The organism is Salmonella sp. 2020_1395 (assembly GCF_043848115.1).
In the GTDB taxonomy this organism is placed as follows: Bacteria; Pseudomonadota; Gammaproteobacteria; order Enterobacterales; family Enterobacteriaceae; genus Salmonella; species Salmonella enterica.
On record NZ_JBCMFH010000004.1, the window covers coordinates 1 to 21,328 of the forward strand.

The 21,328-nt window shown below is 47.0% G+C and carries 18 protein-coding genes and 2 pseudogenes; 10 read left to right on the forward strand and 10 right to left on the reverse strand.

The features are described from left to right. Positions 1 to 72 (reverse strand): IS1 family transposase (locus ACH0WD_RS07290; RefSeq protein ID WP_001568368.1); only part of this gene is annotated, 72 nt, incomplete at its 3' end. Positions 73 to 126: 54 nt separating this feature from the next. Between ACH0WD_RS07290 and steB the strand changes: the two are divergent. Further along, a pseudogene (gene steB / locus ACH0WD_RS07295) lies at positions 127 to 288 on the forward strand (type III secretion system effector SteB); the annotation flags it as partial. Positions 289 to 410: 122 nt separating this feature from the next. Here the strand turns inward: steB and ACH0WD_RS07300 are convergent. Beyond that, entirely contained in the window at positions 411 to 1,127 is a 717-nt protein-coding gene (locus ACH0WD_RS07300) for a hypothetical protein (protein ID WP_001527697.1), read from the reverse strand. A 419-nt stretch (positions 1,128 to 1,546) separates the two neighbouring features. Between ACH0WD_RS07300 and sseJ the strand changes: the two are divergent. Beyond that, positions 1,547 to 2,774, forward strand: a pseudogene (sseJ, locus tag ACH0WD_RS07305) (SPI-2 type III secretion system effector SseJ). A gap of 120 nt (positions 2,775 to 2,894) precedes the next feature. Here the strand turns inward: sseJ and ACH0WD_RS07310 are convergent. Next, on the reverse strand, positions 2,895 to 3,239 hold the full coding sequence (locus tag ACH0WD_RS07310; protein WP_000281191.1) for a DUF1294 domain-containing protein: 345 nt from the start codon (positions 3,237 to 3,239) through the stop codon (positions 2,895 to 2,897). Positions 3,240 to 4,148: 909 nt separating this feature from the next. On the opposite strand from ACH0WD_RS07310, the gene ACH0WD_RS07315 reads away from it, so the two are divergent. The 6 genes from ACH0WD_RS07315 to ACH0WD_RS07340 all read left to right on the forward strand — a co-directional run bounded on the left by ACH0WD_RS07315 (position 4,149) and on the right by ACH0WD_RS07340 (position 9,810). Beyond that, a complete protein-coding gene (locus ACH0WD_RS07315; protein ID WP_000949373.1) occupies positions 4,149 to 4,910 on the forward strand; it encodes a transporter substrate-binding domain-containing protein in 762 nt (253 codons plus the stop codon). A 6-nt stretch (positions 4,911 to 4,916) separates the two neighbouring features. Then, a complete protein-coding gene (locus ACH0WD_RS07320) occupies positions 4,917 to 5,564 on the forward strand; it encodes an amino acid ABC transporter permease (RefSeq protein WP_000094440.1) in 648 nt (215 codons plus the stop codon). A gap of 24 nt (positions 5,565 to 5,588) precedes the next feature. Beyond that, complete coding sequence (locus tag ACH0WD_RS07325) at positions 5,589 to 6,320, forward strand: amino acid ABC transporter ATP-binding protein (RefSeq protein ID WP_172480765.1); 732 nt, start codon at positions 5,589 to 5,591, stop codon at positions 6,318 to 6,320. Next, positions 6,317 to 6,997, forward strand: a complete 681-nt coding sequence (locus ACH0WD_RS07330) for an amino acid ABC transporter permease (RefSeq protein WP_000560159.1) — start codon at positions 6,317 to 6,319, stop codon at positions 6,995 to 6,997. Before ACH0WD_RS07325 ends, ACH0WD_RS07330 begins: the two co-directional genes overlap by 4 nt. A gap of 136 nt (positions 6,998 to 7,133) precedes the next feature. Next, positions 7,134 to 8,684 carry a glycosyltransferase family 39 protein gene (locus ACH0WD_RS07335; protein WP_001747563.1) on the forward strand — a complete coding sequence of 517 codons (1,551 nt, stop codon included), beginning with the start codon at positions 7,134 to 7,136 and terminating at the stop codon, positions 8,682 to 8,684. A gap of 463 nt (positions 8,685 to 9,147) precedes the next feature. Then, entirely contained in the window at positions 9,148 to 9,810 is a 663-nt protein-coding gene (locus tag ACH0WD_RS07340; RefSeq protein ID WP_000683309.1) for a class I SAM-dependent methyltransferase, read from the forward strand. 270 nt (positions 9,811 to 10,080) lie between these two features. Here the strand turns inward: ACH0WD_RS07340 and cybB are convergent, their stop codons facing one another. From cybB to hrpA, 3 genes are all read right to left on the reverse strand, one after another. Next, positions 10,081 to 10,611 (reverse strand): cytochrome b561, encoded by a 531-nt coding sequence (gene cybB / locus ACH0WD_RS07345; RefSeq protein WP_000527277.1) that lies wholly within the window; start codon positions 10,609 to 10,611, stop codon positions 10,081 to 10,083. Positions 10,612 to 10,727: 116 nt separating this feature from the next. Next, entirely contained in the window at positions 10,728 to 11,528 is an 801-nt protein-coding gene (locus ACH0WD_RS07350) for a YdcF family protein (protein ID WP_001098511.1), read from the reverse strand. A 63-nt stretch (positions 11,529 to 11,591) separates the two neighbouring features. Then, complete coding sequence (hrpA, locus tag ACH0WD_RS07355; protein WP_023165695.1) at positions 11,592 to 15,494, reverse strand: ATP-dependent RNA helicase HrpA; 3,903 nt, start codon at positions 15,492 to 15,494, stop codon at positions 11,592 to 11,594. A gap of 200 nt (positions 15,495 to 15,694) precedes the next feature. On the opposite strand from hrpA, the gene azoR reads away from it, so the two are divergent. Beyond that, positions 15,695 to 16,300 carry an FMN-dependent NADH-azoreductase gene (azoR, locus tag ACH0WD_RS07360; RefSeq protein ID WP_000048922.1) on the forward strand — a complete coding sequence of 202 codons (606 nt, stop codon included), beginning with the start codon at positions 15,695 to 15,697 and terminating at the stop codon, positions 16,298 to 16,300. Here azoR and ACH0WD_RS07365 read toward each other — a convergent pair. The 4 genes from ACH0WD_RS07365 to ACH0WD_RS07380 form a co-directional block, all read right to left on the reverse strand. Then, complete coding sequence (locus tag ACH0WD_RS07365) at positions 16,297 to 16,746, reverse strand: GFA family protein (RefSeq protein WP_001518898.1); 450 nt, start codon at positions 16,744 to 16,746, stop codon at positions 16,297 to 16,299. The two genes, azoR and ACH0WD_RS07365, sit on opposite strands and share 4 nt — an antisense overlap. A 142-nt stretch (positions 16,747 to 16,888) precedes the next feature. Continuing rightward, complete coding sequence (locus ACH0WD_RS07370; protein ID WP_000760414.1) at positions 16,889 to 17,212, reverse strand: YdbL family protein; 324 nt, start codon at positions 17,210 to 17,212, stop codon at positions 16,889 to 16,891. Between the two features lie 7 nt (positions 17,213 to 17,219). Continuing rightward, the gene (locus ACH0WD_RS07375; protein WP_000784063.1) at positions 17,220 to 17,411 is read right to left on the reverse strand and encodes a YnbE family lipoprotein; all 192 of its coding nucleotides are present in this window, start codon (positions 17,409 to 17,411) and stop codon (positions 17,220 to 17,222) included. Then, positions 17,411 to 20,047, reverse strand: coding sequence for a YdbH family protein (locus ACH0WD_RS07380; RefSeq protein WP_000677028.1), 2,637 nt, complete (start codon positions 20,045 to 20,047; stop codon positions 17,411 to 17,413). The genes ACH0WD_RS07375 and ACH0WD_RS07380 overlap by 1 nt, the downstream gene beginning before the upstream one ends. 239 nt (positions 20,048 to 20,286) lie before the next feature. On the opposite strand from ACH0WD_RS07380, the gene ldhA reads away from it, so the two are divergent. Continuing rightward, positions 20,287 to 21,276: a D-lactate dehydrogenase gene (ldhA, locus tag ACH0WD_RS07385; protein WP_000762206.1), complete on the forward strand. Its 990-nt coding sequence runs from the start codon at positions 20,287 to 20,289 to the stop codon at positions 21,274 to 21,276. Positions 21,277 to 21,328: the final 52 nt, after the last annotated feature.

Here is a 21,328-nt window from a genome sequence, read left to right on the forward strand (position 1 = left end):
GGTGCTTTTGCCGTTACGCACCACCCCGTCAGTAGCTGAACAGGAGGGACAGCTGATAGAAACAGAAGCCACTGGAGCACCTCAAAAACACCATCATACACTAAATCAGTAAGTTGGCAGCATCACCTAACAGCCAGTCTGGCTAATAGCGGTCGTATATTTCGCCCACAGCATAAGCTTGCGGCCAATATTTGTTATGTAGGTAATCGGCTTCTGAGCGGTCCAGTTCAACTTGGGTTTGGCCTGAAACATCTGCTAACCTGTCACTCAAATGGTAATGTCAGATAAAGTGTCATGCAATGCCCGTATTGCTATTCCACAGCCTACAGATATGGGCGCTCAGTTCTTTCCTCAATCGCTGCTATGGGAAGCTCTGGCGTCATTTCACGCTCTTGCCAACCAGCATTTTATTAAAGCCTGACTTTTACCAGAGTAATTTCATAAGAGTGCCCATCTTCTGGTCTAAAAATAATAAATCTATTGTTATTTTTAGTAAAGGATTTCGACAAAATAAAACTATCATGATATCTGGCCAGGACGTAGTACCAGCCTCCATCATACAATATCATTTCGTATTCTTTCTTTAATTGTGGCTTATAGATCCCAACAAAAAAAGAAAATATAAAAAAATATATAATAAAACCAATCATAACTATAGTGAAACAATGTCTTCGCACCCAACTGAGTTGCGTAAAACAAATCACTGGCATCAATTTACTATAAAAACGCATCCCCACCGATAGGCATAAAGCCACCAGTAAAATGATAAAAAAAAGCTCCCACAAAAACGATTCTGTTAAGAGAGAAAACTCGATAACAATTGGAATAAAGAACAAAACCGCTGCCAAAAAAAGGCGTAAGAAGCTAAGGTCGTGGATACGTGCTTTTTGCTTTACTAAAAAAAACAATAGAATACCCACTCCCCATGCTATTATGAATATAGCCATCAGGCTAATCGCATGGAATAGACTTCGGGCAATGTTGTCAGGGCCGACGCCTACATACCACCACGGGAAACCATAGTACGCGGAGACGCCCCAGCCATAAAAATAGGCGCTCCCCCATCCCAGACCACCTAAATAGGCCAAAAGCATTGAAGAGTTTTTAATAATTGAATCATCACTCATTATAGTTAACTCACTTAAGAAATATTTAATATGAAAATAGAAATCAACACGTTATATACCCCCCTTGGAAATAATAGCTGGATGATAAGTTTACCTAATTTTCCTGAGTATCAAGCCAGCTCATACCCACGCCAGCACACTAAAATCAGGAGTGGCTACTTTTTTTAGAGGTTTGCCTTAACCAGACGCACAGTCAATAATGATAGCAGTCAGACAATATGTACCCGGCATTAACCTCACGTTGTTGATGATATATTTACTTCGTTGAAAAACAATAAATATTGCATGTATTTTATTGGCGGCGACAAACTGTTAAAGAAGCGCAATTCTATATACACCATTTACCTGATTACTTTTCTTGCTAATATTTGTTAATTAATGTTTTGCTAAAGCGTGTTTAATAAAGTAAGGAGGACACTATGCCATTGAGTGTTGGACAGGGTTATTTCACATCATCTATCAGTTCTGAAAAATTTAATGCGATAAAAGAAAGCGCACGCCTTCCGGAATTAAGTTTATGGGAGAAAATCAAAGCATATTTTTTCACCACTTACCATGCAGAGGCGCTCGAATGTATCTTTAAACTTTACCACTATCAGGAACTGAATCTAACACCGGTACAGGTTCGCGGAGCCTACATCAAACTTCGAGCCTTAGCGTCTCAGGGATGTAAAGAACAGTTTATTATAGAATCACAGGCACACGCCGATAAGTTGATTATTAAAGATGATAATGATGAAAATATTTTATCTATTGAGGTTGAATGTCATCCGGAACCTTTTGGTCTTGCCAAAGAAATCAATAAATTACATCCCAAACCAAAAAATATTTCTTTAGGTGATATTACCAGGCTGGTATTTTTTGGCGACAGTTTATCTGACTCCATGGGGCGTATGTTTGAAAAAACACATCATATCTTACCCTCCTATGGTCAATACTTTGGCGGAAGGTTTACTAATGGATTTACCTGGACTGAGTTTTTATCATCTCCACACTTCTTAGGTAAAGAGATGCTTAATTTTGCTGAAGGGGGAAGTACATCGGCAAGCTATTCCTGCTTTAATTGCCTCGGTGACTTTGTATCAAATACGGACAGACAAATCGCATCTTACACCCCTTCTCACCAGGACCTGGCGATATTTTTATTGGGGGCTAATGACTATATGACACTACACAAAGATAATGTAATAATGGTCGTTGAGCAACAAATTGATGATATTGAAAAAAATAATTTCCGGTGGAGTCAATAATGTTTTGGTCTTGGGGATTCCCGATTTGTCTTTAACACCTTATGGCAAACATTCTGATGAAAAAAGAAAACTTAAGGATGAAAGCATCGCTCACAATGCCCTGTTAAAAACTAATGTTGAAGAATTAAAAGAAAAATACCCTGAGCATAAAATATGCTATTTCGAGACTGCCGATGCTTTTAAGATGATAATGGAGGTGGCCAGTAATATTGGTTATGATACGGAAAACCCTTATACTCACCATAGCTATGTGCATGTCCCCGGGGCTAAAGACCCTCAGCTGGATATTTGTCCGCAATACGTCTTCAATGACTTTGTCCACCCAACCCAGGAAGTCCATCATTGTTTTGCCATAATGTTAGAAAGTTTTATAGCTCATCATTATTCCACTGAATAAAGTTCCATCGGCTGCGGTACGCCTTGAGTAATACACCGCTCAATATCATAGTGCCGGTGGCATGAAAATATGAGGTTGTCTTTGCTGCCGGTTGGTCAATAAGTGATCCATACTCTATGTTCAGTAGGACAAAAATGGATAGAGTCGATAGATCGCCACCGTAACTACAATACTCACTATCACACTGACGATAAAGTATGTTTTGAATGGCTGCTTTTGCGTTTTATGACGGAAGAGTTGTTGACCAACAATCGCACCAGGCCACCCACCGACAACCCCAAACACCAACAAAGTGGATTCCGGCACTCTGCGCCAGGTTTTACGTGCCGCCGTTTTATCTACACCGTAGATCGCCAGCGTTAGCACATTGGCGAGCAGGAACCACATCGCGACGGGATGCGATGTAAAAATGCTTCCGACCGCAGCGGAGATCAGGAGTAAATAACAAAAGCGGTTAAGATACATATTATTATGTCATAGCAATGATTAGGGACATCGGAGCCCATTATACGCGATACATGCGCCTATGTGATGCAGAATTTTCTTTTCATTCAGCCAACGAGTCATCGAGGATTCATTTTTAATTACCATGGTAATCATAAGGTAATTAACGTGTTGTGAACACGATTAAAATGGGTAAAGCCACCGAAAATGTTACCACCTTAACCATTGCCAGGATAACTTAATGAAGAACCCTCTTTATTGCTGTTTGTTATCCGGTTGGCAGTCTCAGTTTTGGATTTATTAATCGTATTTATATTTATTACATAAGATGTACGATGTTAATTTGAGAATTTTATCTCGACAACCGCATATATTAAGATATTTCTGAATTAAGATTATTATCGATTAAAACAAGTTAACGTTTTGATAAACATAACAACATCGTCAGAACTCCTGATTTGTTGTCGCTTGTTCATAAAACAAATAATTTATATGCTTGCAAATATAGATAGCACGCAAATCAACTTAGCTCAGAAAATGTATTTGACAAGCAAAGATAAGTCTTTATATTGGCCCTAGATAGAGTGGTAAGATGATACTTAGAGACATTAAATACACCGTCACTGAAGCATTTATCTGCTTATCATGTAAATATGTATGCGTAAATGGAGCATAAACTATGTCCAGTATACTAATGTCTATGGTATTTTTACATTTTCACCTTTCATGGGGTCGCTGCACTCATATCCAGTTGATATCTCATGGTATATTCAATCCATTCCCTTTGATGATTCCTGTCAAACCTCCTGATTAAATTAGTTAACAGCGATGGAATACATAATGTTAAGTACTTTACGCCTGCAAATGTCAGGTTCACGCCCTAATGCTTAATTTATAATACGCATTACCTTACTACAGGAAATAGATAGCATGTTATCCAAAAAATTTGGCTTATCGATGATAGTGTTGGGAATAATGTCGTCTTCAGCGTTTGCTGATAGCATCGTTGAAGGGAGAACACTCAATGTCGCAGTATCACCGGCCTCTCCCCCTATGTTATTTAAAAGTGCTGATGGCAAATTGCAGGGGATAGATCTGGAGCTTTTTTCGTCTTACTGTCAGTCACGGCATTGTAAGCTAAACATCACCGAATATGCCTGGGATGGAATGCTTGGCGCAGTGGCGAGTGGTCAGGCAGATGTCGCATTTTCGGGAATTTCAATCACAGATAAACGTAAGAAAGTTATTGATTTTTCTGAACCTTATTACATCAACTCTTTTTATCTGGTCAGTATGGCCAATCATAAAATAACGCTCAATAACCTCAATGAATTAAATCAATATTCTATTGGATACCCTCGAGGAATGGCTTACTCCGACCTTATCAAAAACGATCTGGAGCCCAAAGGATACTACTCGTTAAGTAAAGTAAAATTGTATCCAACATATAATGAGACGATGGCTGATCTAAAAAATGGCAATCTTGATCTGGCTTTTATAGAAGAGCCGGTTTATTTTACCTTCAAAAATAAGAAAAAGATGCCGATAGAAAGTCGTTATGTTTTCAAGAATGTTGATCAACTTGGCATTGCCTTTAAGAAAGGCTCTCCCGTGCGCGATGATTTTAACTTATGGCTTAAAGAGCAAGGGCCACAAAAAATATCTGGCATCGTCGATAACTGGATGAAATAGTAAGCTATGTCATCAGGTAATATGCTGGCTATCTTTTATTTCCTATTGGAAGGGATTGGTAATACGCTGCTTGTAACCTTTACCTGTTTTCTCTCAGCGTTTTTTACCGGGCTTACAGTCGCCGTATTACGGCGACTATTCCCCCTTCCACTACAGAAGATACTCGACGTACTGGTCTTTATTCTTCGGGGAATTCCAATACTTATTGCTGTTTTTCTTGTTTATTTTGGATTGCCAGCGATTGGCATATATGTTTCACCTCTGGTGGCCATGAACCTCAGCGTCGGCTTAATCAGCGGGAGTTATCTTGCCGAGGTGTTCAGAGGGGCGCTTAAATTAGTTGAGCCATTCGAAATAACGGTAGCGAAAGTAGCAGGAATGCGTCAATTACAGGTTATAGTAAATATTGAACTGCCACAGATGTTGCGATTTTCTGTGCCCGGTATTATCAATGAGTTTTCTTCTGTATTAAAAGCGACGCCCTTTGCTTATACTGTAGGTATCGCTGAAATAACGAAGCAGGCAATGTCACTGACAGCCATCACGCTGAACGGATTGCAGATCTATACTCTTGCCGGGGTATTATATTTCATTATTTATAAAGTTTTTACTCTTCTGGCCGGAGTGTTTGAGAAAAAATATCGCATCAGTTGAAGCATAAAAATAGAGGTGATATTCATGGCTTTACTGGAACTAAAAGAGATAAGTAAGGAATATTCAGGAAAAAAGGTTCTTGATACGGTTAGTCTGAAAATTCAATCGGGAGACATGAAAGTAGTCATGGGGCCATCGGGTTGTGGAAAAACGACGCTTTTACGCTGTCTGCTTCGATTAGAAGAGCCTGATTATGGCGATATTTATTTTCACGGGAGAAATATTTATGACAAGGAATTTACTATTCTTGAGTTCAGAAAAAAAGTCGGTTGTGTCTTCCAGAATTACGCTTTGTATCGCCATCTTAACGTCATGGATAATATTACCCTTGCCCTATGTAAAGTGTTTGACATGCCGGGACAACTAGCCCGGGAGAAAGCCTTACATGAGCTACAAAAACTTGATATGGTCTCGCATAGCGCGAAATACCCTTCGCAATTATCGGGCGGGCAGCAACAGCGCGTCGCCCTGGCCCGTACAATGGTCACCGACCCAGAACTCATTATTTTTGATGAGCCGACGTCTGCGCTTGATCCGCTCATGACTCGTGAAGTCGGAATGTTGATCAAGCAACTTCACGACAATGGCGTCACTATATTATGCGTCACTCATGATATTCGCCTCGCCAGATTACTAAGCGATAACGTAACGTTTCTTAATCATGGCAAAATTCGTGCAGAAGGCGCTTTTACCGATCTTGCTTTACGAGAAACGGATCCAGATATCCACTGTTTTTTTAGCGAGGCACAACGATGATCGCTGGCTGGTCTCTCTTCTTTAATGACCTGACTGAACAACTGCCACTTGTTGTGGACGGTATTAAAGAAACCTGTAAACTTGCGCTGATTGTTTCCATCACCGGTTTTTTGTGGGGAATTATTATTTTCTTTCTGAGCCTGAGCCATCGCCCCGTGGTAAAAGCCATAACTCGACTGTACATGGATTTCTTTATCGGTACGCCACTCATTCTTATTCTGTTTGTTATCTATTATGGTTTACCTCAATCTGGCATTCACCTGTCCTCTTTTACCGTGGCGGTTACAGGGTTTACTTTAAACGTCGGCGCATATAATGCCGCGTACATGACAACGGCCTATAACGCATTGAATAAGTATGAAACGGAGGCAGCAGTCGTTCAGGGGTTGAACAAACGGCAGGTCTTTTTGTGGATTATACTGCCTCAGGTATTGTTGTCTTCCATTCCAGCCTTAACGAATCAGATGATTAATAACCTTAAAGACAGCACCATCGTTTTTCTTATCCAATATACTGAGTTTTTCGCGCGAATTCAGGAGGTTGCTGCAACTAGCTTTAAATTCTTCCATGCTTACCTTTTTGCCGCCATAGTGTATCTTATTGGCGTTACCTTTATCGTCGGTTTGACCCGGTTTTTAGAGCATAGACTGCTTCGCCATTACGGTCAGGATTACTGAGTTGCACTGCACTATTCTGATTAATTCATCGCTGACATTATCAAAGTTATTTTTATTTAGTGTTGGTTAAGATTTTAACCTTCATTATTGCGTTAGGTGTCCATTCTGGTCTAAGTCTTACTCCATTGAGGATATTATGGCGCTACCACAACTATCCATATGGCAGCCCGGCGATGGGTTAAGAAAAATAAAGTATAAATATCATGTTTGTCTCATTGTCATATTCTCCGTCCTTATACGGTTGCTGTTTTTAACTGACCGCTACCTTTGGTGTGACGAAGCGTCCAGCGTGCTGATTAGTCGACATAGCGTAGATAATCTGCTCTTCCATGCCGCTTTTGACGTGCATCCCCCGCTTTATTATCTGTTACTGCATGACTGGATGATATTATGGGGTGATAGCATTGCAGCGGTACGCTCTCTCAGTCTACTCTTTGGGATCCTGACAGTTGTGCTGGTTATCGCGCTTACGCGATGGCTGGCAAATGAGCGTACAGCCTTATTGGCGGGATGGTTCGCCGCCCTGATGCCGATGGCAGTTCATTACAGTCAAGAAACGCGCATGTACGCGTTAATGGGAATGCTAACGCTCGCTGCCGCGTTAGCATTGATGATGTGGATAAAAACACCCACCCATAATCGCTATCTTGTCGCGTATGCTTTACTTATGACGTTCAGCTTTTACACCCATTATTTCACCCTATTTACACTTATTGCCCACTGGATCGCAGTAACAATATTATCCTGCCAAAGCCATAAAACGGCTTGCTACCTTAAACTTCCTGGCTGGTGGTTTGCTAACCTGGCGATTGCTGTCGCTTATCTCCCCTGGTTGCCCGTATTGTTTAATTTACTGACTCATCTGGCGCAGTTGAGAGCCGGTAATGATATCGGTTGGATTCCCCCCGTAACATGGCGTGACCTGCCTGCGATGTACTGGCATTTTTTTACCGGAAACAACGGACAGGGTTTTCCGTCGTTCATTCTGTGGCTGGCTGTGGGAGGTTTTATCGGTACTGTGGGGCGAATATCTTTATACAACGGAGAATATGAAAGATATCAGCTGATATTATTTTGTAATCTGGTCATCCCTGTAATGCTGGTCTTCATCATTTCCTGGTGGATGCCGTTATTTATCGATCGTTATTTTTTCTTCTCATCGCTGAGCATTCCCCCCCTGCTCGCGGTATTACTTACCCGCGCAAAAAAAGCGGTTTGTGGCTTCTGTTTTATCTTATTCACCTTATTATTCGGCTATGGTTTCTATCATAATAACCCTGAGCACATAGACGAGTTTAAACCACTGGTAAACTATATTAATACCCGTCACCAGCCTAATGATGCCGTGGTAGTCAGTAAAATGTTCGATTATTTAAGTTATGTGTATTATAATAAGCGAGATTATCGTACGTTTCTTTATACACCGCCTAACGCACACGGAACATCAGGCAGACCGAATGCCTATGGCTTTGGCTCACTGTTTTATGCGCAAGCCGATCAGACATATATTGATAATCTGACAACGCTTTCAAAAAGTTACCATCGTGTCTGGTTGGTAAGCGGCGGTAACTTTAGTCAGGATTACCCCTTGCCGTCAGAATGGCAAAATATCGCAAAATTCAGAAGTGGTAGATTTCAGGTACAATTATTTGTAATACCAACTCAACAGGCGCGTCAAATGCAATGATTACCGTTTTCTATCCAGTGCAGTGATAAACAGTACTGCCACTGCCAGACCGCCTAAAAGTAAGGTCCAGCCAAACGCTTCAAAAACCTCAATCATATCGCCTCCAGGTAGGTGATATTAAATAAAGATGGCTATCTCAGCGTAACATTTAAAATATCAATTAATGTGCAATAATCGCTTTATGTGTATGAATAAATATTGTTTCTCATGCTTTTAATTGCATTGCTATTATCATAAGGCTTAATATATTTATATTAACGATTATTAATTATCAGCTTATAATAATATGACTGATCAATTCATTTATCAGCTATTATTATCCTCTATATTCTTTAAGATAGCCGCTTAATTCATAGTATCTCCTTTATTCATCGCATTAAATTACTCACTCACCTGATTAATGCTTGCCTAACGATTGCTTCGTTGTTTTAATTCCAGCGCGAAATTATTTAGTGAGAGAACAATGAAGCATACACAACAATCAGGCGCAAAAGTCTATAACCCATTCACGCTTAGCTTATATGACTGGTGGGTACTCAATATCTCAAACAAATATGCATGGAAGTGTCCTACTGATACGCGACTACTTCCTTTCTTCCTGCATCACATGGGCGAGACTCACCTGGATATTGGCGTAGGTACAGGTTATTACCTGAAACATGCACCTGCGACTCATGCCATTTCGCTGATGGATTTAAATCCGGATAGCCTGAAAATAGCCGCCAGCCGAGTGGGTAATACGAAAATCCGCGCCACACTACAACACGATGTTTTCGACACGTTCCCGGCGGACTGGCACGGGCGCTTCGATTCCGTTTCGATGTACTATCTTCTGCACTGCTTACCTGGTGAGATGACAACAAAAGCGAAGGCAATTAAAAATGCCGGTATGGCGCTTAAACCCGGCGGCACACTTTTTGGCGCCACGATTCTGGGCAAAGAGGTTCCTCACAATGCTTTTGGTAAGAAATTAATGGCTGTTTATAACAAGAAAGGAATATTCAGTAATACCAATGATTCAGCCGATACGTTACGCAGCGTGTTGGACGAACATTTCGCTAAGGTGACTTTGGAGCAACATGGCGCCGTTGCGCTATTTTCCGCCACTATGCCACGTTCATTGTAAGTACAGGCACTTCCGAGCGGTCGGCAGCGCGATCATGTTGGTTTAACCCGTTGATTAAACATTGGATTACGGAATAGCAATTGCTTATTTTATTTGTCATACAAATAAGTATAATACCCGCTTCCGATGTAGACCCGTCCTCCTTCGCCTGCGTCACGGGTCCTGGTTAGACGCAGGCGTTTTCTGTATGGAATACGCCATCCCCTCTGATAGATACCTTGTTTGCCTGAAGCAGTTAACCCCACCTGCGACAAACGTCATACAGGACGGTCAGTCACGCTTACGCGGCATCATCCGTAACAGCGTATTGTCTTTCCAGAAATAGTGATGCATCAAAGCAGCGATGGCATGAAGTCCAATAACAAAATAGCCCAGATTCGCCAGCGTGACGTGCCAGGATTTCAGCATATCTACGCGTTCAAAGTTAGCTTCGGCGGCATGCGGCATAGTAATGCCAAATGCGACCCAGGGATTGCCGCGGTTATACATCATGACCAGACCAATAACAGGCAGCGCGATAAATAACAGGTAAATCACCAGATGTCCCAAATGCGCCATTCCGGTCATCATCGGTTTTGGACGAGGAACAATGGGCGGCGTGGGATATTTCAGCCGAATAATCAAGCGCGCCACCATTAAAAGCAAAATAGTGATGCCACATGAAACATGCGTCATATTAAACCAGGGCCGATAACTACGCGGCGCAAAACCGCGTAGCTCCATCGCGGCGTAAGCCACAATAACCAGAAAAAAGACTAACCAGTGAATACCAATTTGCAGGCCGGAATACTTATTGCCCATAGCGCGTCCTGAATGAAAACCGTAAAGCGACAACATAACCAGCTTTTATAAATAATTCATCAAATTTATGAAATGGTGGTCGCACTTGCCCGTTCACCCTCGCAAACGGGCGATTTTTAGCGTAAAGCTCTCTGTTCTAACGCACTGCGCAGCGTCGTATCTGCCTGCAATACCTGCCATGCCTTTTCAATATCGCGTGGGATATCAACGTGAATGATAAAATCTTTACCACGCGGTCCATACCCTGTTTCATCGTCACGCAAACGTGGCAGCTCGCCGGCAATCAGAGACAGATAACGCTCCACCGTCCAGATGCCCTCTTCAACGTTGGCAAAACGTGTACCGCCGTTAAGGTGGCGCAGTACCGGAACAAAACCAGGAAAACTCAGCCAGCGCGGCGCATCGGTGTCGTCGTTTGTTACGCGCCGAAACGCCGCGATAGTGCGCCGCTGCATGGTGGGGTCTTGCACAACGATAGCCGTGTTAATGTTTTCTTTCGCCTGACGGATCAGTGCGCAGGAGAAACGGGCATTTTCGCCGCAATTAGTTGACCGATCTTCCAGCCAAATTTTCTCAGCCGGAATATGCCAGAACTGGTTCGCGATATCCGCGAGGATAGCGGCTTCAGCGCGTCCGGTTGTGCGAATAGTGTGGTAGCGCGGATGCCGGGAAATCACGGCGTACAAAAACGGCGTCGAATGACCTATACCGCCGCTAATCAGTAAAGGAACGCCTTGCGCTTTGGCGATGCGACAGGCCGCGTCGATAGTGGGGATCACCGCATTGCCCGCCAGGACGACGCAATCCGACGAATAAGGTTGTTCGCCGGAAAAATCATTTTGCGCCAGCCACTGTCCGACGGTATTCACCGCCAGCAATGTTTCCGCAGAGAGCGCCGGAAATGGCGTTGTATTCATAATTCCTCCTTTTTGTTCCGAACTTGTACCGGATCTCTTTGAAAGACATCGTCGCCTGGCTTTTTAGACCGTAATCTGATCCATGGCCTGTAAAATACGCTTATCGGAAATAGGATAAGGCGTACCGAGCTGTTGGGCGAAATAACTGACACGCAGTTCTTCAATCATCCAACGGATCTCTTTAACATCATCATCTTCGCGACGCGCTGGAGGCAATTTATTTATCCATTGTTGCCACGCCTGCTGGACGCTTTCGACTTTCAGCATTTGCGCCCGATCGCGGTGCGGATCGACAGCCAGTTTCTCCAGCCGCTTTTCAATTGCCTGCAGATAACGCAGCGTATCGCCGAGACGTTTAAAGCCGTTGCCAGTCACAAAACCACGGTATACCAGACCGCTCATCTGCGCCTTGATATCGGAAAGCCCCAACGCCATGCTCATATCCACCCGCCCTTTCAGACGCTTATTGATATTGAATACGGTCGTCAGGATGCGCTCAACCTGCTTCGCGATATCCACCACAGTATCATTCAGCTCGGCGCGTACCTTTTCGTGCAGCGCGGTGAAACCTGCTTCGCTCCACACCGGCCCGCCGTTGGCATCTATCAGTTTATCTACCCCGCAGGCAATACAGTCATCAATCAACTCCAGTACTTTGCCGTACGGGTTAAAGTACAGCCCCAGCTTGGCTTTATTCGGCAATTTCTCATGCAGATACTTAATCGGTGAAGGAATATTGAGCAACAGCAGACGGCGTAAACCGCACCACATCGCCTGTTGTTGTTCCAGCGGATTATCAAACAATTTGATAGCGACGCTGTCACGTTCATCCACTAACGCCGGCCACGCCTTCACTTTATAATTACCGCGTTTCTGTTCGTAGCTTTCCGGCAGCTCGCCGAAACTCCAGATATGCAGCCCGCTCTGCTCAATGCCGTCATCCGCCACCGCCGAGAGCGTCTCCTGCACTTTGCCTTTCAGCGCATTTTTAAGCTCGGCGAGCGAACGCCCTTCCTGCAGTTTCTTGTTTTTGTCATTCACCACGCGAAACGTGATTTTCAGATGCTCGGGCACCTGATCCCAATGCCAGTCTTCCCGGTCGACCGTGACGCCGGTCATCCGGCGCAGTTCACGCTCCAGAGCGTCCAGCAGCGGCAGCTCCAGCGGCGTTACGTGACCTAAAAACGCTTCAGCATAGTTTGGCGCCGGAACAAAGTTGCGACGTACCGGTTTTGGCAACGATTTAATCAGCGCAATCACTAATTCACGGCGCAGCCCTGGGATCTGCCATTCAAAACCGCTCTCGTCAACCTGGTTAAGTAGCGGCAACGGAATATGGACGGTCACGCCGTCAGCATCCGCGCCCGGTTCAAACTGATAGCTCAAACGCAGCTTGAGATTGCCCTGGTGCCAGAAATTCGGGTAATCCAGTTTGCTGATTTTTTCCGCGCCTTCTTTAATCAGCATACTTTTTTCAAAGTTGAGTAGATCCGGCGTCTCGCGGCTGATTTTTTTCCACCAACTATCAAAGTGGCGGGCGGAAATAACGTCATGGCTAATACGCTGGTCATAAAACTCAAACAGGGTATCGTCATCCACCAGGATATCGCGGCGGCGAGATTTGTGCTCAAGTTCCTCGACTTCCGCACGCAATTTTAGATTCTCACGGAAGAAGGCGTGACGGGTTTGCCAGTCCCCCTCCACCAGCGCATGGCGGATGAACAACTCGCGACACAACGCCGGGTCAATCTGGCTATAATTCACCTTGCGCGCGGCGACAATCGGCAGACCGTAGACAGTAACCTTTTCCGTCGCCATCACCGCGCCTTGCGCCCGCTCCCAGTGCGGTTCGCTATATGAACGTTTAATCAGGTGCTGGGCTACCGGTTCCACCCATTCTGGCTCAATGCGGGCAGCGATGCGCCCCCACAGGCGGCTGGTCTCCACCAGTTCTGCGACCATTGTCCATTTCGGCGGTTTTTTGAATAAACCGGAACCGGGGAAAATAGAGAATCGGGCGTTACGCGCGCCGGTGTACTCTTGTTTATCGGCATCTTTCATCCCGATATGCGACAACAGCCCCGTTAACAACGCAACGTGAATTTCCCGGTATTCTGCGGGTTCGCTGTTTACCGGAATCCCCAGTTCTTTTACCACCTGACGCAGTTGGGTATAGATATCCTGCCACTCACGCACGCGTAAATAGTTCAGATAGTCGGTGCGACACAGACGGCGGAATTGATTCGACGACAGGGCCTTTTGTTGCTCGCCGAGGTAATTCCACAGGTTAACAAACGCCAGAAAATCGGATTCCTTATCATGGAAACGCCGGTGTTTCTCATCGGAAGCCTGCTGCTTATCCACTGGGCGCTCGCGCGGATCCTGAATAGAGAGTGCGGAAGTAATGATCATCGCTTCGCGCACACAGCCATGTTTTTGCGCTTCCAGAACCATACGCGCCAGGCGCGGGTCGACCGGCAGCTGAGATAATTGTCGGCCTAGCGGCGTCAGCTTATATGCCGTTTGCTGTTCGTCGGCGGTAATCGCCCCCAGCTCTTCCAACAAACGTACGCCATCCTGAATATTGCGCTTATCCGGCGCTTCGACAAACGGGAAGGCGGCGATGTCACCCAGCCCCAAGGCGGTCATCTGCAAAATAACCGACGCCAGGTTGGTACGTAGAATTTCCGGGTCGGTAAATTCCGGACGTGACAAAAAGTCATCTTCCGAATACAGACGAATGCAAATCCCTTCCGATACGCGCCCGCAACGCCCTTTACGCTGGTTGGCGGAAGCCTGTGAGATCGGTTCAATCGGCAGGCGCTGCACTTTAGTGCGGTAGCTGTAGCGGCTGATGCGCGCAGTGCCAGGATCGATCACATACTTGATACCCGGCACCGTCAGCGACGTTTCCGCCACGTTAGTTGCCAGCACGATACGGCGTCCGCTGTGCGACTGGAAAACGCGGTTCTGTTCGCTGTTCGACAAGCGTGCATACAGCGGCAACACTTCGGTATGCCGTAAGTTCAGCTTGTTCAGGGCGTCGGCGGTATCGCGGATTTCCCGCTCTCCGCTCATAAAAATCAGGATATCGCCGGGACTTTCACGCCCCAGTTCATCAACAGCGTCGAAAATTGCCTGTAGCTGATCGCGTTCAGTGTCGTCAGCCTCTTCCACGATGGGGCGATAACGAACTTCTACGGGATACGTTCGGCCAGAGACTTCGATAATCGGCGCGTTATTAAAGTGGCGCGAGAAGCGTTCCGGGTCGATGGTCGCAGAGGTAATAATCACTTTCAGATCGGGGCGACGCGGCAGAAGCTCTTTCAGATAGCCGAGCAAGAAGTCAATATTCAGGCTGCGTTCATGCGCTTCATCAATAATGATGGTGTCATACTGCATCAATAGCCTGTCCTGCTGGATTTCCGCCAGCAGGATACCGTCCGTCATCAGTTTGACCATGGTGTTGCTACTGACATGATCGCTGAAACGAACTTTATAGCCGATGCAGCCGCCAGGCTCCGTTTGCAACTCTTCGGCAATGCGGTTAGCGACGGTGCGCGCCGCCAGACGACGCGGTTGAGTATGTCCAATAAGTCCTTTAATTCCGCGTCCCAGTTCCATACAAATTTTCGGCAACTGGGTGGTTTTACCGGAACCGGTTTCCCCTGCCACGATCACCACCTGATGATCGCGGACCGCTTCCAGAATGTCCTGTTTCTTCTGGCTAACAGGCAGATTTTGCGGATAAGTGATTGAGGGGCGCGCCGCTTCGCGGAGAGCGACCTGGGTCGCAGCCTGTTCAATTTCTTTCGCCATCGTCTGGAAAATGGCCTGTTGCGCATCAGGATTTTTTACTTTCTTTACGCCATGCAGGCGGCGCGCAAAGCGCTGTTTGTCGCGCAGCATCAGTGCATCCAGCCGCTGCTGTAACACCTGAAGCGTCAACATAGATTGTTCAGTCATAAAGCTCTTGGGCAGCATTCTGCCTGTTTAAAATCGTTTTAAATGATAGGTATAGAGTACCACATTGGGGCTTTTTTTGTGTTGTTCAATAATTTCGAACAAAGGGTTCGATATATTGCGCTATCCCTGCGACATATTTGTGAATAAAGTGTCAACAAGCAACGGGGCACGCCCCTTCAAACACATAAAAGGAAACACCCATGAGCAAGGTATTAGTTCTTAAATCCAGTATTCTGGCAGGGTACTCTCAGTCTGGTCAGTTGACTGACTATTTTATTGAACAATGGCGCGAAAAACACGTCGCAGATGAAATTACTGTCCGCGATCTGGCGGCCAACCCTGTTCCGATGCTGGATGGCGAGCTGGTGGGCGCGATGCGTCCGGGCGATGCGCCTTTAACGCCACGTCAGCAGGACGCTCTGGCGCTGTCTGATGAACTCATTGCTGAACTGAAAGCCCACGACGTCATCGTTATTGCGGCGCCGATGTACAATTTCAATATCCCGACGCAGCTGAAAAACTACTTTGATCTGATTGCCCGCGCCGGTATCACTTTCCGCTATACCGAAAAAGGCCCGGAAGGTCTGGTAACCGGTAAACGCGCGGTGGTTCTCTCCAGCCGCGGCGGTATCCATAAAGACACCCCGACGGATTTGATTGCGCCTTACCTGAAAGTGTTCCTTGGTTTTATCGGTATTACCGACGTGAATTTTGTCTTTGCCGAAGGCATCGCCTACGGGCCGGAAGTGGCGGCTAAAGCCCAGGCCGATGCAAAAGCCGCGATTGACAGCGTAGTAGCCGCTTAAATATTTTTGCCTCCCGTTTCGACGGGAGGTGACTTCTTAGGTTCGTAGCGCAAATATCCTACCACGCCGCTACTGCCGCCATCGCTGGGATGCGTTACCCCATCATTGACTTCAACGCAGGCGAAATCAAAAGGCGACACATTTTCGATGCACGCCACATTGACCCCATATTGATCGGGATTGGATCGACGTTGATGAAAAGTATATATCCCGCATACCGAACAGAAAAAATGCACCGCCTTGCCCGTATTGAAGCGATATTCGGTAAGCTTATCCTGCCCTTTTAGCACTTTAATACCCGATAGCGGCGCAGACACTGCCACTGCTCCGCGCATCCGGCAAAAGGAACAGTTGCAGCGCCTGGCGGTATGAAAGCCATCGCTAAGTTGAACGGTAAACACGACGCTGCCACAATGGCAGGCAGCAGATAATTTTTCAGACGTCATACCTGGTTACTCTCGCGAATAGTGATACCAGCCAACAGTATAGAAATAGCCTTCCGGTTCGCCTAATGTAAATACAACCTTCGTATTCAGAAATTACCCATATAAAAATGCATTTTGCGGTAAAAAAATTGTCGGGAAGCGGTTATTTACGCATCCATTTGCCATTAATTCCCTGGACATATTCTCCCGGCCTGGCGCGCTCAACCAGTTTTTGCCCTGCCATCTTCGCCACCTCGTCCACGGGAAGATGATTGCTATCCGCTAACTGCTGATAACTGGCGCGGCGGGCATGATTAATATCAAGCACCAGTTTCTGGGTTTCGGCATCATTCTTTAAGGCCACCAGATAGCCATTCAGCGTTTCCCCGACCCGGCCCTGCGTGCGCGCTTCGTCCAGGGTTAAGGCCCACACAGAAGGTGTGAGCAAGCTCAGCGTCAGCACCCATAGCATTAAATACTTTTTCATTATGGCCTCAGAATAGATCGCTGCGTGATTTCAGGAGTTCTTCAACATCTTTATCGACTTTGATATGTATTTCATGCTCGATCTTTACATTCATGTTGATGGTAATCGGCTGTTCCGGCGCGGCGACTTCAATACGTGGCGTGCAGCCCACCACGATAAATGACGCAAGCGCTGACAGCATGGCAATACTCATTTTCATTATTTATCCTCACAGTCCTTGTCTTTCCGGCAAGGAGGTTGCGGCAACGCTGTATTTTGTTCAAGCCATGCCTGTAAATTGTCGCCAAAACGCAAACTGCGCCACAGCGTAAACACATTTTCTTCATGGGTATAGTTCAAGTTAACGATCGCGGTTTTACCATCTACCCGGCTTTTGCCGGTAATAGCCGCCTGCATCGTTAGTACGCCCAGGTTATCAACGTTAATTTTCGTCCACGAATGCGTAATCTCCATATAACGTAGCCAGTTAATCGCCGAGCCTGCCGTAACATTATCCTTCACCACCGCATCCGCAGTATCTTTATCGATACGCAACGTCATTGGCCCAGGATTCGTAAGCCAGCCATCTTTGATTATCCATTTTTCATTGTTCAGCCACAGCGGCAGCGCGCCGCTGACCGGACCAGACATGGCGAATTGCTTTGGATTTATGGCGCTAATCAATTCGCTGGATGAAATATTTTGCACTCGCAAAAGCGCCGGGTCGTGCTGCGGCATTCGCAACTGTTTCATAATGATTTGACCGCCCAGCACGTCTACGCTGACATCGCTTAGCAGTAATGGATTCGACTCGCTCCAGGGATAACCGCCCTGTAAATCAGCGGTGATATTTTTCGCCGTGACCTGGTTGACTATCCCGGCAATACGCAGCGAGACGGGCCCGCGCGTCCCCAATTGCCACGCGCCGTTGTGGAAGCGAAATGGCAGAATGAAATCGACGCCGTTGATTTTGTTATCCGGCATCCAGGCGCTACCACCCTTTAACACGCCGTGTCCACCTGCTTCAAATCCCTGCCCCTGTGCGGCGGAAAAAGCCACCTGCGCATACAGTGAGCCTTCGCGCAGCGTCATTTTCCAGTCTGGTGGAAGCAACGGCTGGAAAACGATAAGCGACTGCTTCGGCCACCAGGCCTGTCCGCGAAGGCGTTCGCCATCCCAGCGCCCATTCAGCCGTACCGGCCCTATCGCCCCCGCCCGAAGGTCGCCTTTAAACTGGAACAGGGTTGGCTCGCGCCCTTCAACGCTAAAATTAATGGTAGAAGGCGGCAGCACGCTCCCGCTGGTAAATACGGTTTTTCCCGCCTCCAGAGACAGCGCGCCCTGTAGCGACGGCGTTGTGGCGTCGCGAACCCAGACAATAGGTTTATTCAGCGCCAGTCTTGGCGATGTGACGGTCATTGCGCCATAGTGCAACTGATCAAAACCGGTGGACAAACTGGTCAATCTGATGGTGTTATCATGCCATTCGCCCTGTCCGGCAATATCCCAGTGGGCGCGCATTGGCGTAAAGCTTCCTTGCCCCCAATAGCGCCACCGCCAGCGACCAGCATCAGGGAGAAAATCATTCGCCAGGCCATCAAGATGAAGAACGAAATCGCCCATCTCATTTTCGTGCGCCCGTAAAATAGCCTGTAATCGGCCATCAACGCCGCGCGGCGTCACCTTAACGCCCGCCAGCGGCCAACGAATTTCATCAATATCTAACGCATCAATCACCCGTCCGCGCGAGCGTAGCAATGCGCCAGGTGCAAAGGTGAGCTGCGGATCGGCCAGACTGCCGCGGAACATAGCGGGCAATACGGCATAAAAGATTAAATCCTTCTGTTTAGCCTCGCCGGTAAGCTGTAGAGGCATCTCACTGCTATCCATGCTGAGTTTTCCCGGGCCGATAGTCAGTACAGCGTTCGCTTTGCCGGCATCGCCCTGGGTCAGAATATTCAGGCGTCCGCTGACTTGCGCATTATCCGGCCCGGCTTGCCAGTTATCGATATTAAAAGCCAGACGTCCGCTCAAGGGGAATCCCTGATATGGCCAGTTCCAGCGGCCATCGCTGATGGTAAGCCGCTGACGCGTTACCGCCCAGGGGAGATCGAGAATCGGGTCAGGATTACCTCGCGCCATCACGATGAGCTGTCCGGCGTTATCACGCCACTCCAGTTCCGCATCCACCAGCGACGGTTCCTGCGGCAGACGCAAGGTCGCTGCCGCATGACCGCTGACCGGTAGGCCATCCGGTACCAGCGGCAACATAAACTCCCCCGCCAGGCTAACGGGAGGCTGGTTGGCCAGCGCGGCGATCTCCAGTTGGCTCACCGTCAATGCCTGACCGCGTAGCTGCCCTTGAAATTTTACTTTTTCGCCCTGATAACGTATCTGCTGAATGATCGGCGTCATGGAGATCGCCAGCTTGCCCTGCCATTCCGGCCAGGGCGCGAGAATGACATTATCGATGTTAATCCAGGTATTGGGCAGCATTGACTGCCACTGCGCCAGCGTACGCGGCGCGGCGGGAGAAGCTTCCGTAGCGGGCAGTTTCGCCAGGCATGCGGCATCCAGTTTGAGGCTTTTAATATTCAGCAACCAACGGCTGGGATGCGTCAGTTCCGCTTGGGTAATATGCGCTAACGAACAATCATTGACCAGATAGCGAAGATCGGGAATCACTAACCCATGACGTGTCAGGCGTGGACTTTGTTCCAGAGCGATACGGGTACCGACGGGTAGCCAAATTCCCGCCAGAGTGGGAACCCACAGCCCGAGGGTCATCAGTAGCGTCAGAGGGACAAGAATCAGCAGTAACAGTAGCGCAAGGGCGGCTTTATATTTACCCTTCATGGGCCATTAATTTCCTGATTTAACGAAAAATTCAGTCGGCTATCTCTTTATTTTGGCATGATTGCCCGTACATAGCCTAATAGTTCATGTTGCAGGGTCGCCCTCCGGCTATTTGAGGCGTTGTGGAGAATGATAACCTAAAATTATTCATTATATGTATGACTATCAATTATTTTTGATTTTTTGTAAGATAATTTTAAGCATATTTGTGTGATTCTAACATCACTGGAGAAGGTCATATGAAACTCGCCGTCTATAGTACCAAACAGTATGACAAGAAATATCTACAGCAAGTGAACGAAGCGTTCGGTTTTGAACTGGAGTTTTTTGATTTTCTGCTGACCGAGAAAACGGCGAAAACCGCCAATGGATGTGAAGCAGTTTGTATCTTCGTGAATGACGACGGGAGCCGACCGGTACTGGAAGAGCTGAAAAAACACGGCGTGAAATACATCGCGCTGCGTTGCGCCGGATTTAATAATGTCGACCTGGATGCCGCTAAAGAGCTCGGTTTGCAGGTGGTCCGCGTGCCAGCTTATTCTCCGGAAGCCGTCGCTGAACATGCGATTGGCATGATGATGACATTGAACCGCCGTATTCACCGCGCTTATCAACGCACCCGCGACGCTAACTTTTCCCTTGAGGGACTGACCGGCTTTACCATGCACGGAAAAACCGCTGGCGTCATTGGTACCGGTAAAATCGGCGTCGCCGCGCTGCGTATCCTGAAAGGCTTTGGAATGCGTTTACTGGCGTTTGATCCCTATCCCAGCACCGCCGCGCTTGACCTCGGCGTCGAGTATGTGGATCTGCAAACGTTGTTTGCCGAATCGGATGTCATTTCCCTGCACTGCCCGCTCACGCCGGAAAACTACCATTTACTGAACCATGCGGCATTCGATCAAATGAAAAATGGCGTTATGGTCATTAATACCAGTCGTGGCGCGCTGATTGATTCCCAGGCGGCTATCGAAGCTCTGAAGAATCAGAAAATCGGCTCGCTGGGGATGGATGTGTATGAAAACGAACGCGACCTGTTCTTTGAAGATAAGTCAAACGATGTTATCCAGGATGATGTTTTCCGCCGTCTGTCGGCCTGCCATAACGTACTGTTTACGGGGCACCAGGCATTCCTGACCGCAGAAGCGCTGATCAGCATCTCTGAAACCACGCTACAAAACTTAAGCCAGCTTGAGAAGGGCGAAGCCTGCCCGAACGCGCTGTTCTAATCCTGTCGCTCCCCTGCGCTCAGGGGAGCATTTTCGGATAACCCCTGAAGAT

Excerpts from the sequence above, each read along its gene's own strand:
- ACH0WD_RS07320 (WP_000094440.1), top strand. The coding sequence starts at position 4,917 with ATGTCATCAGGTAATATGCTGGCTATCTTTTATTTCCTATTGGAAGGG.
- ACH0WD_RS07300 (WP_001527697.1), bottom strand. The coding sequence starts at position 1,127 with ATGAGTGATGATTCAATTATTAAAAACTCTTCAATGCTTTTGGCCTAT.
- ACH0WD_RS07315 (WP_000949373.1), top strand. The coding sequence starts at position 4,149 with ATGTTATCCAAAAAATTTGGCTTATCGATGATAGTGTTGGGAATAATG.
- ACH0WD_RS07325 (WP_172480765.1), top strand. The coding sequence starts at position 5,589 with ATGGCTTTACTGGAACTAAAAGAGATAAGTAAGGAATATTCAGGAAAA.
- ACH0WD_RS07380 (WP_000677028.1), bottom strand. The coding sequence starts at position 20,047 with ATGAAGGGTAAATATAAAGCCGCCCTTGCGCTACTGTTACTGCTGATT.
- ACH0WD_RS07350 (WP_001098511.1), bottom strand. The coding sequence starts at position 11,528 with ATGAATACAACGCCATTTCCGGCGCTCTCTGCGGAAACATTGCTGGCG.
- ACH0WD_RS07370 (WP_000760414.1), bottom strand. The coding sequence starts at position 17,212 with ATGAAAAAGTATTTAATGCTATGGGTGCTGACGCTGAGCTTGCTCACA.
- ACH0WD_RS07330 (WP_000560159.1), top strand. The coding sequence starts at position 6,317 with ATGATCGCTGGCTGGTCTCTCTTCTTTAATGACCTGACTGAACAACTG.
- cybB (WP_000527277.1), bottom strand. The coding sequence starts at position 10,611 with ATGGGCAATAAGTATTCCGGCCTGCAAATTGGTATTCACTGGTTAGTC.
- ldhA (WP_000762206.1), top strand. The coding sequence starts at position 20,287 with ATGAAACTCGCCGTCTATAGTACCAAACAGTATGACAAGAAATATCTA.
- ACH0WD_RS07365 (WP_001518898.1), bottom strand. The coding sequence starts at position 16,746 with ATGACGTCTGAAAAATTATCTGCTGCCTGCCATTGTGGCAGCGTCGTG.
- ACH0WD_RS07340 (WP_000683309.1), top strand. The coding sequence starts at position 9,148 with ATGAAGCATACACAACAATCAGGCGCAAAAGTCTATAACCCATTCACG.
- ACH0WD_RS07375 (WP_000784063.1), bottom strand. The coding sequence starts at position 17,411 with ATGAAAATGAGTATTGCCATGCTGTCAGCGCTTGCGTCATTTATCGTG.
- azoR (WP_000048922.1), top strand. The coding sequence starts at position 15,695 with ATGAGCAAGGTATTAGTTCTTAAATCCAGTATTCTGGCAGGGTACTCT.
- hrpA (WP_023165695.1), bottom strand. The coding sequence starts at position 15,494 with ATGACTGAACAATCTATGTTGACGCTTCAGGTGTTACAGCAGCGGCTG.
- ACH0WD_RS07310 (WP_000281191.1), bottom strand. The coding sequence starts at position 3,239 with ATGTATCTTAACCGCTTTTGTTATTTACTCCTGATCTCCGCTGCGGTC.
- ACH0WD_RS07335 (WP_001747563.1), top strand. The coding sequence starts at position 7,134 with ATGGCGCTACCACAACTATCCATATGGCAGCCCGGCGATGGGTTAAGA.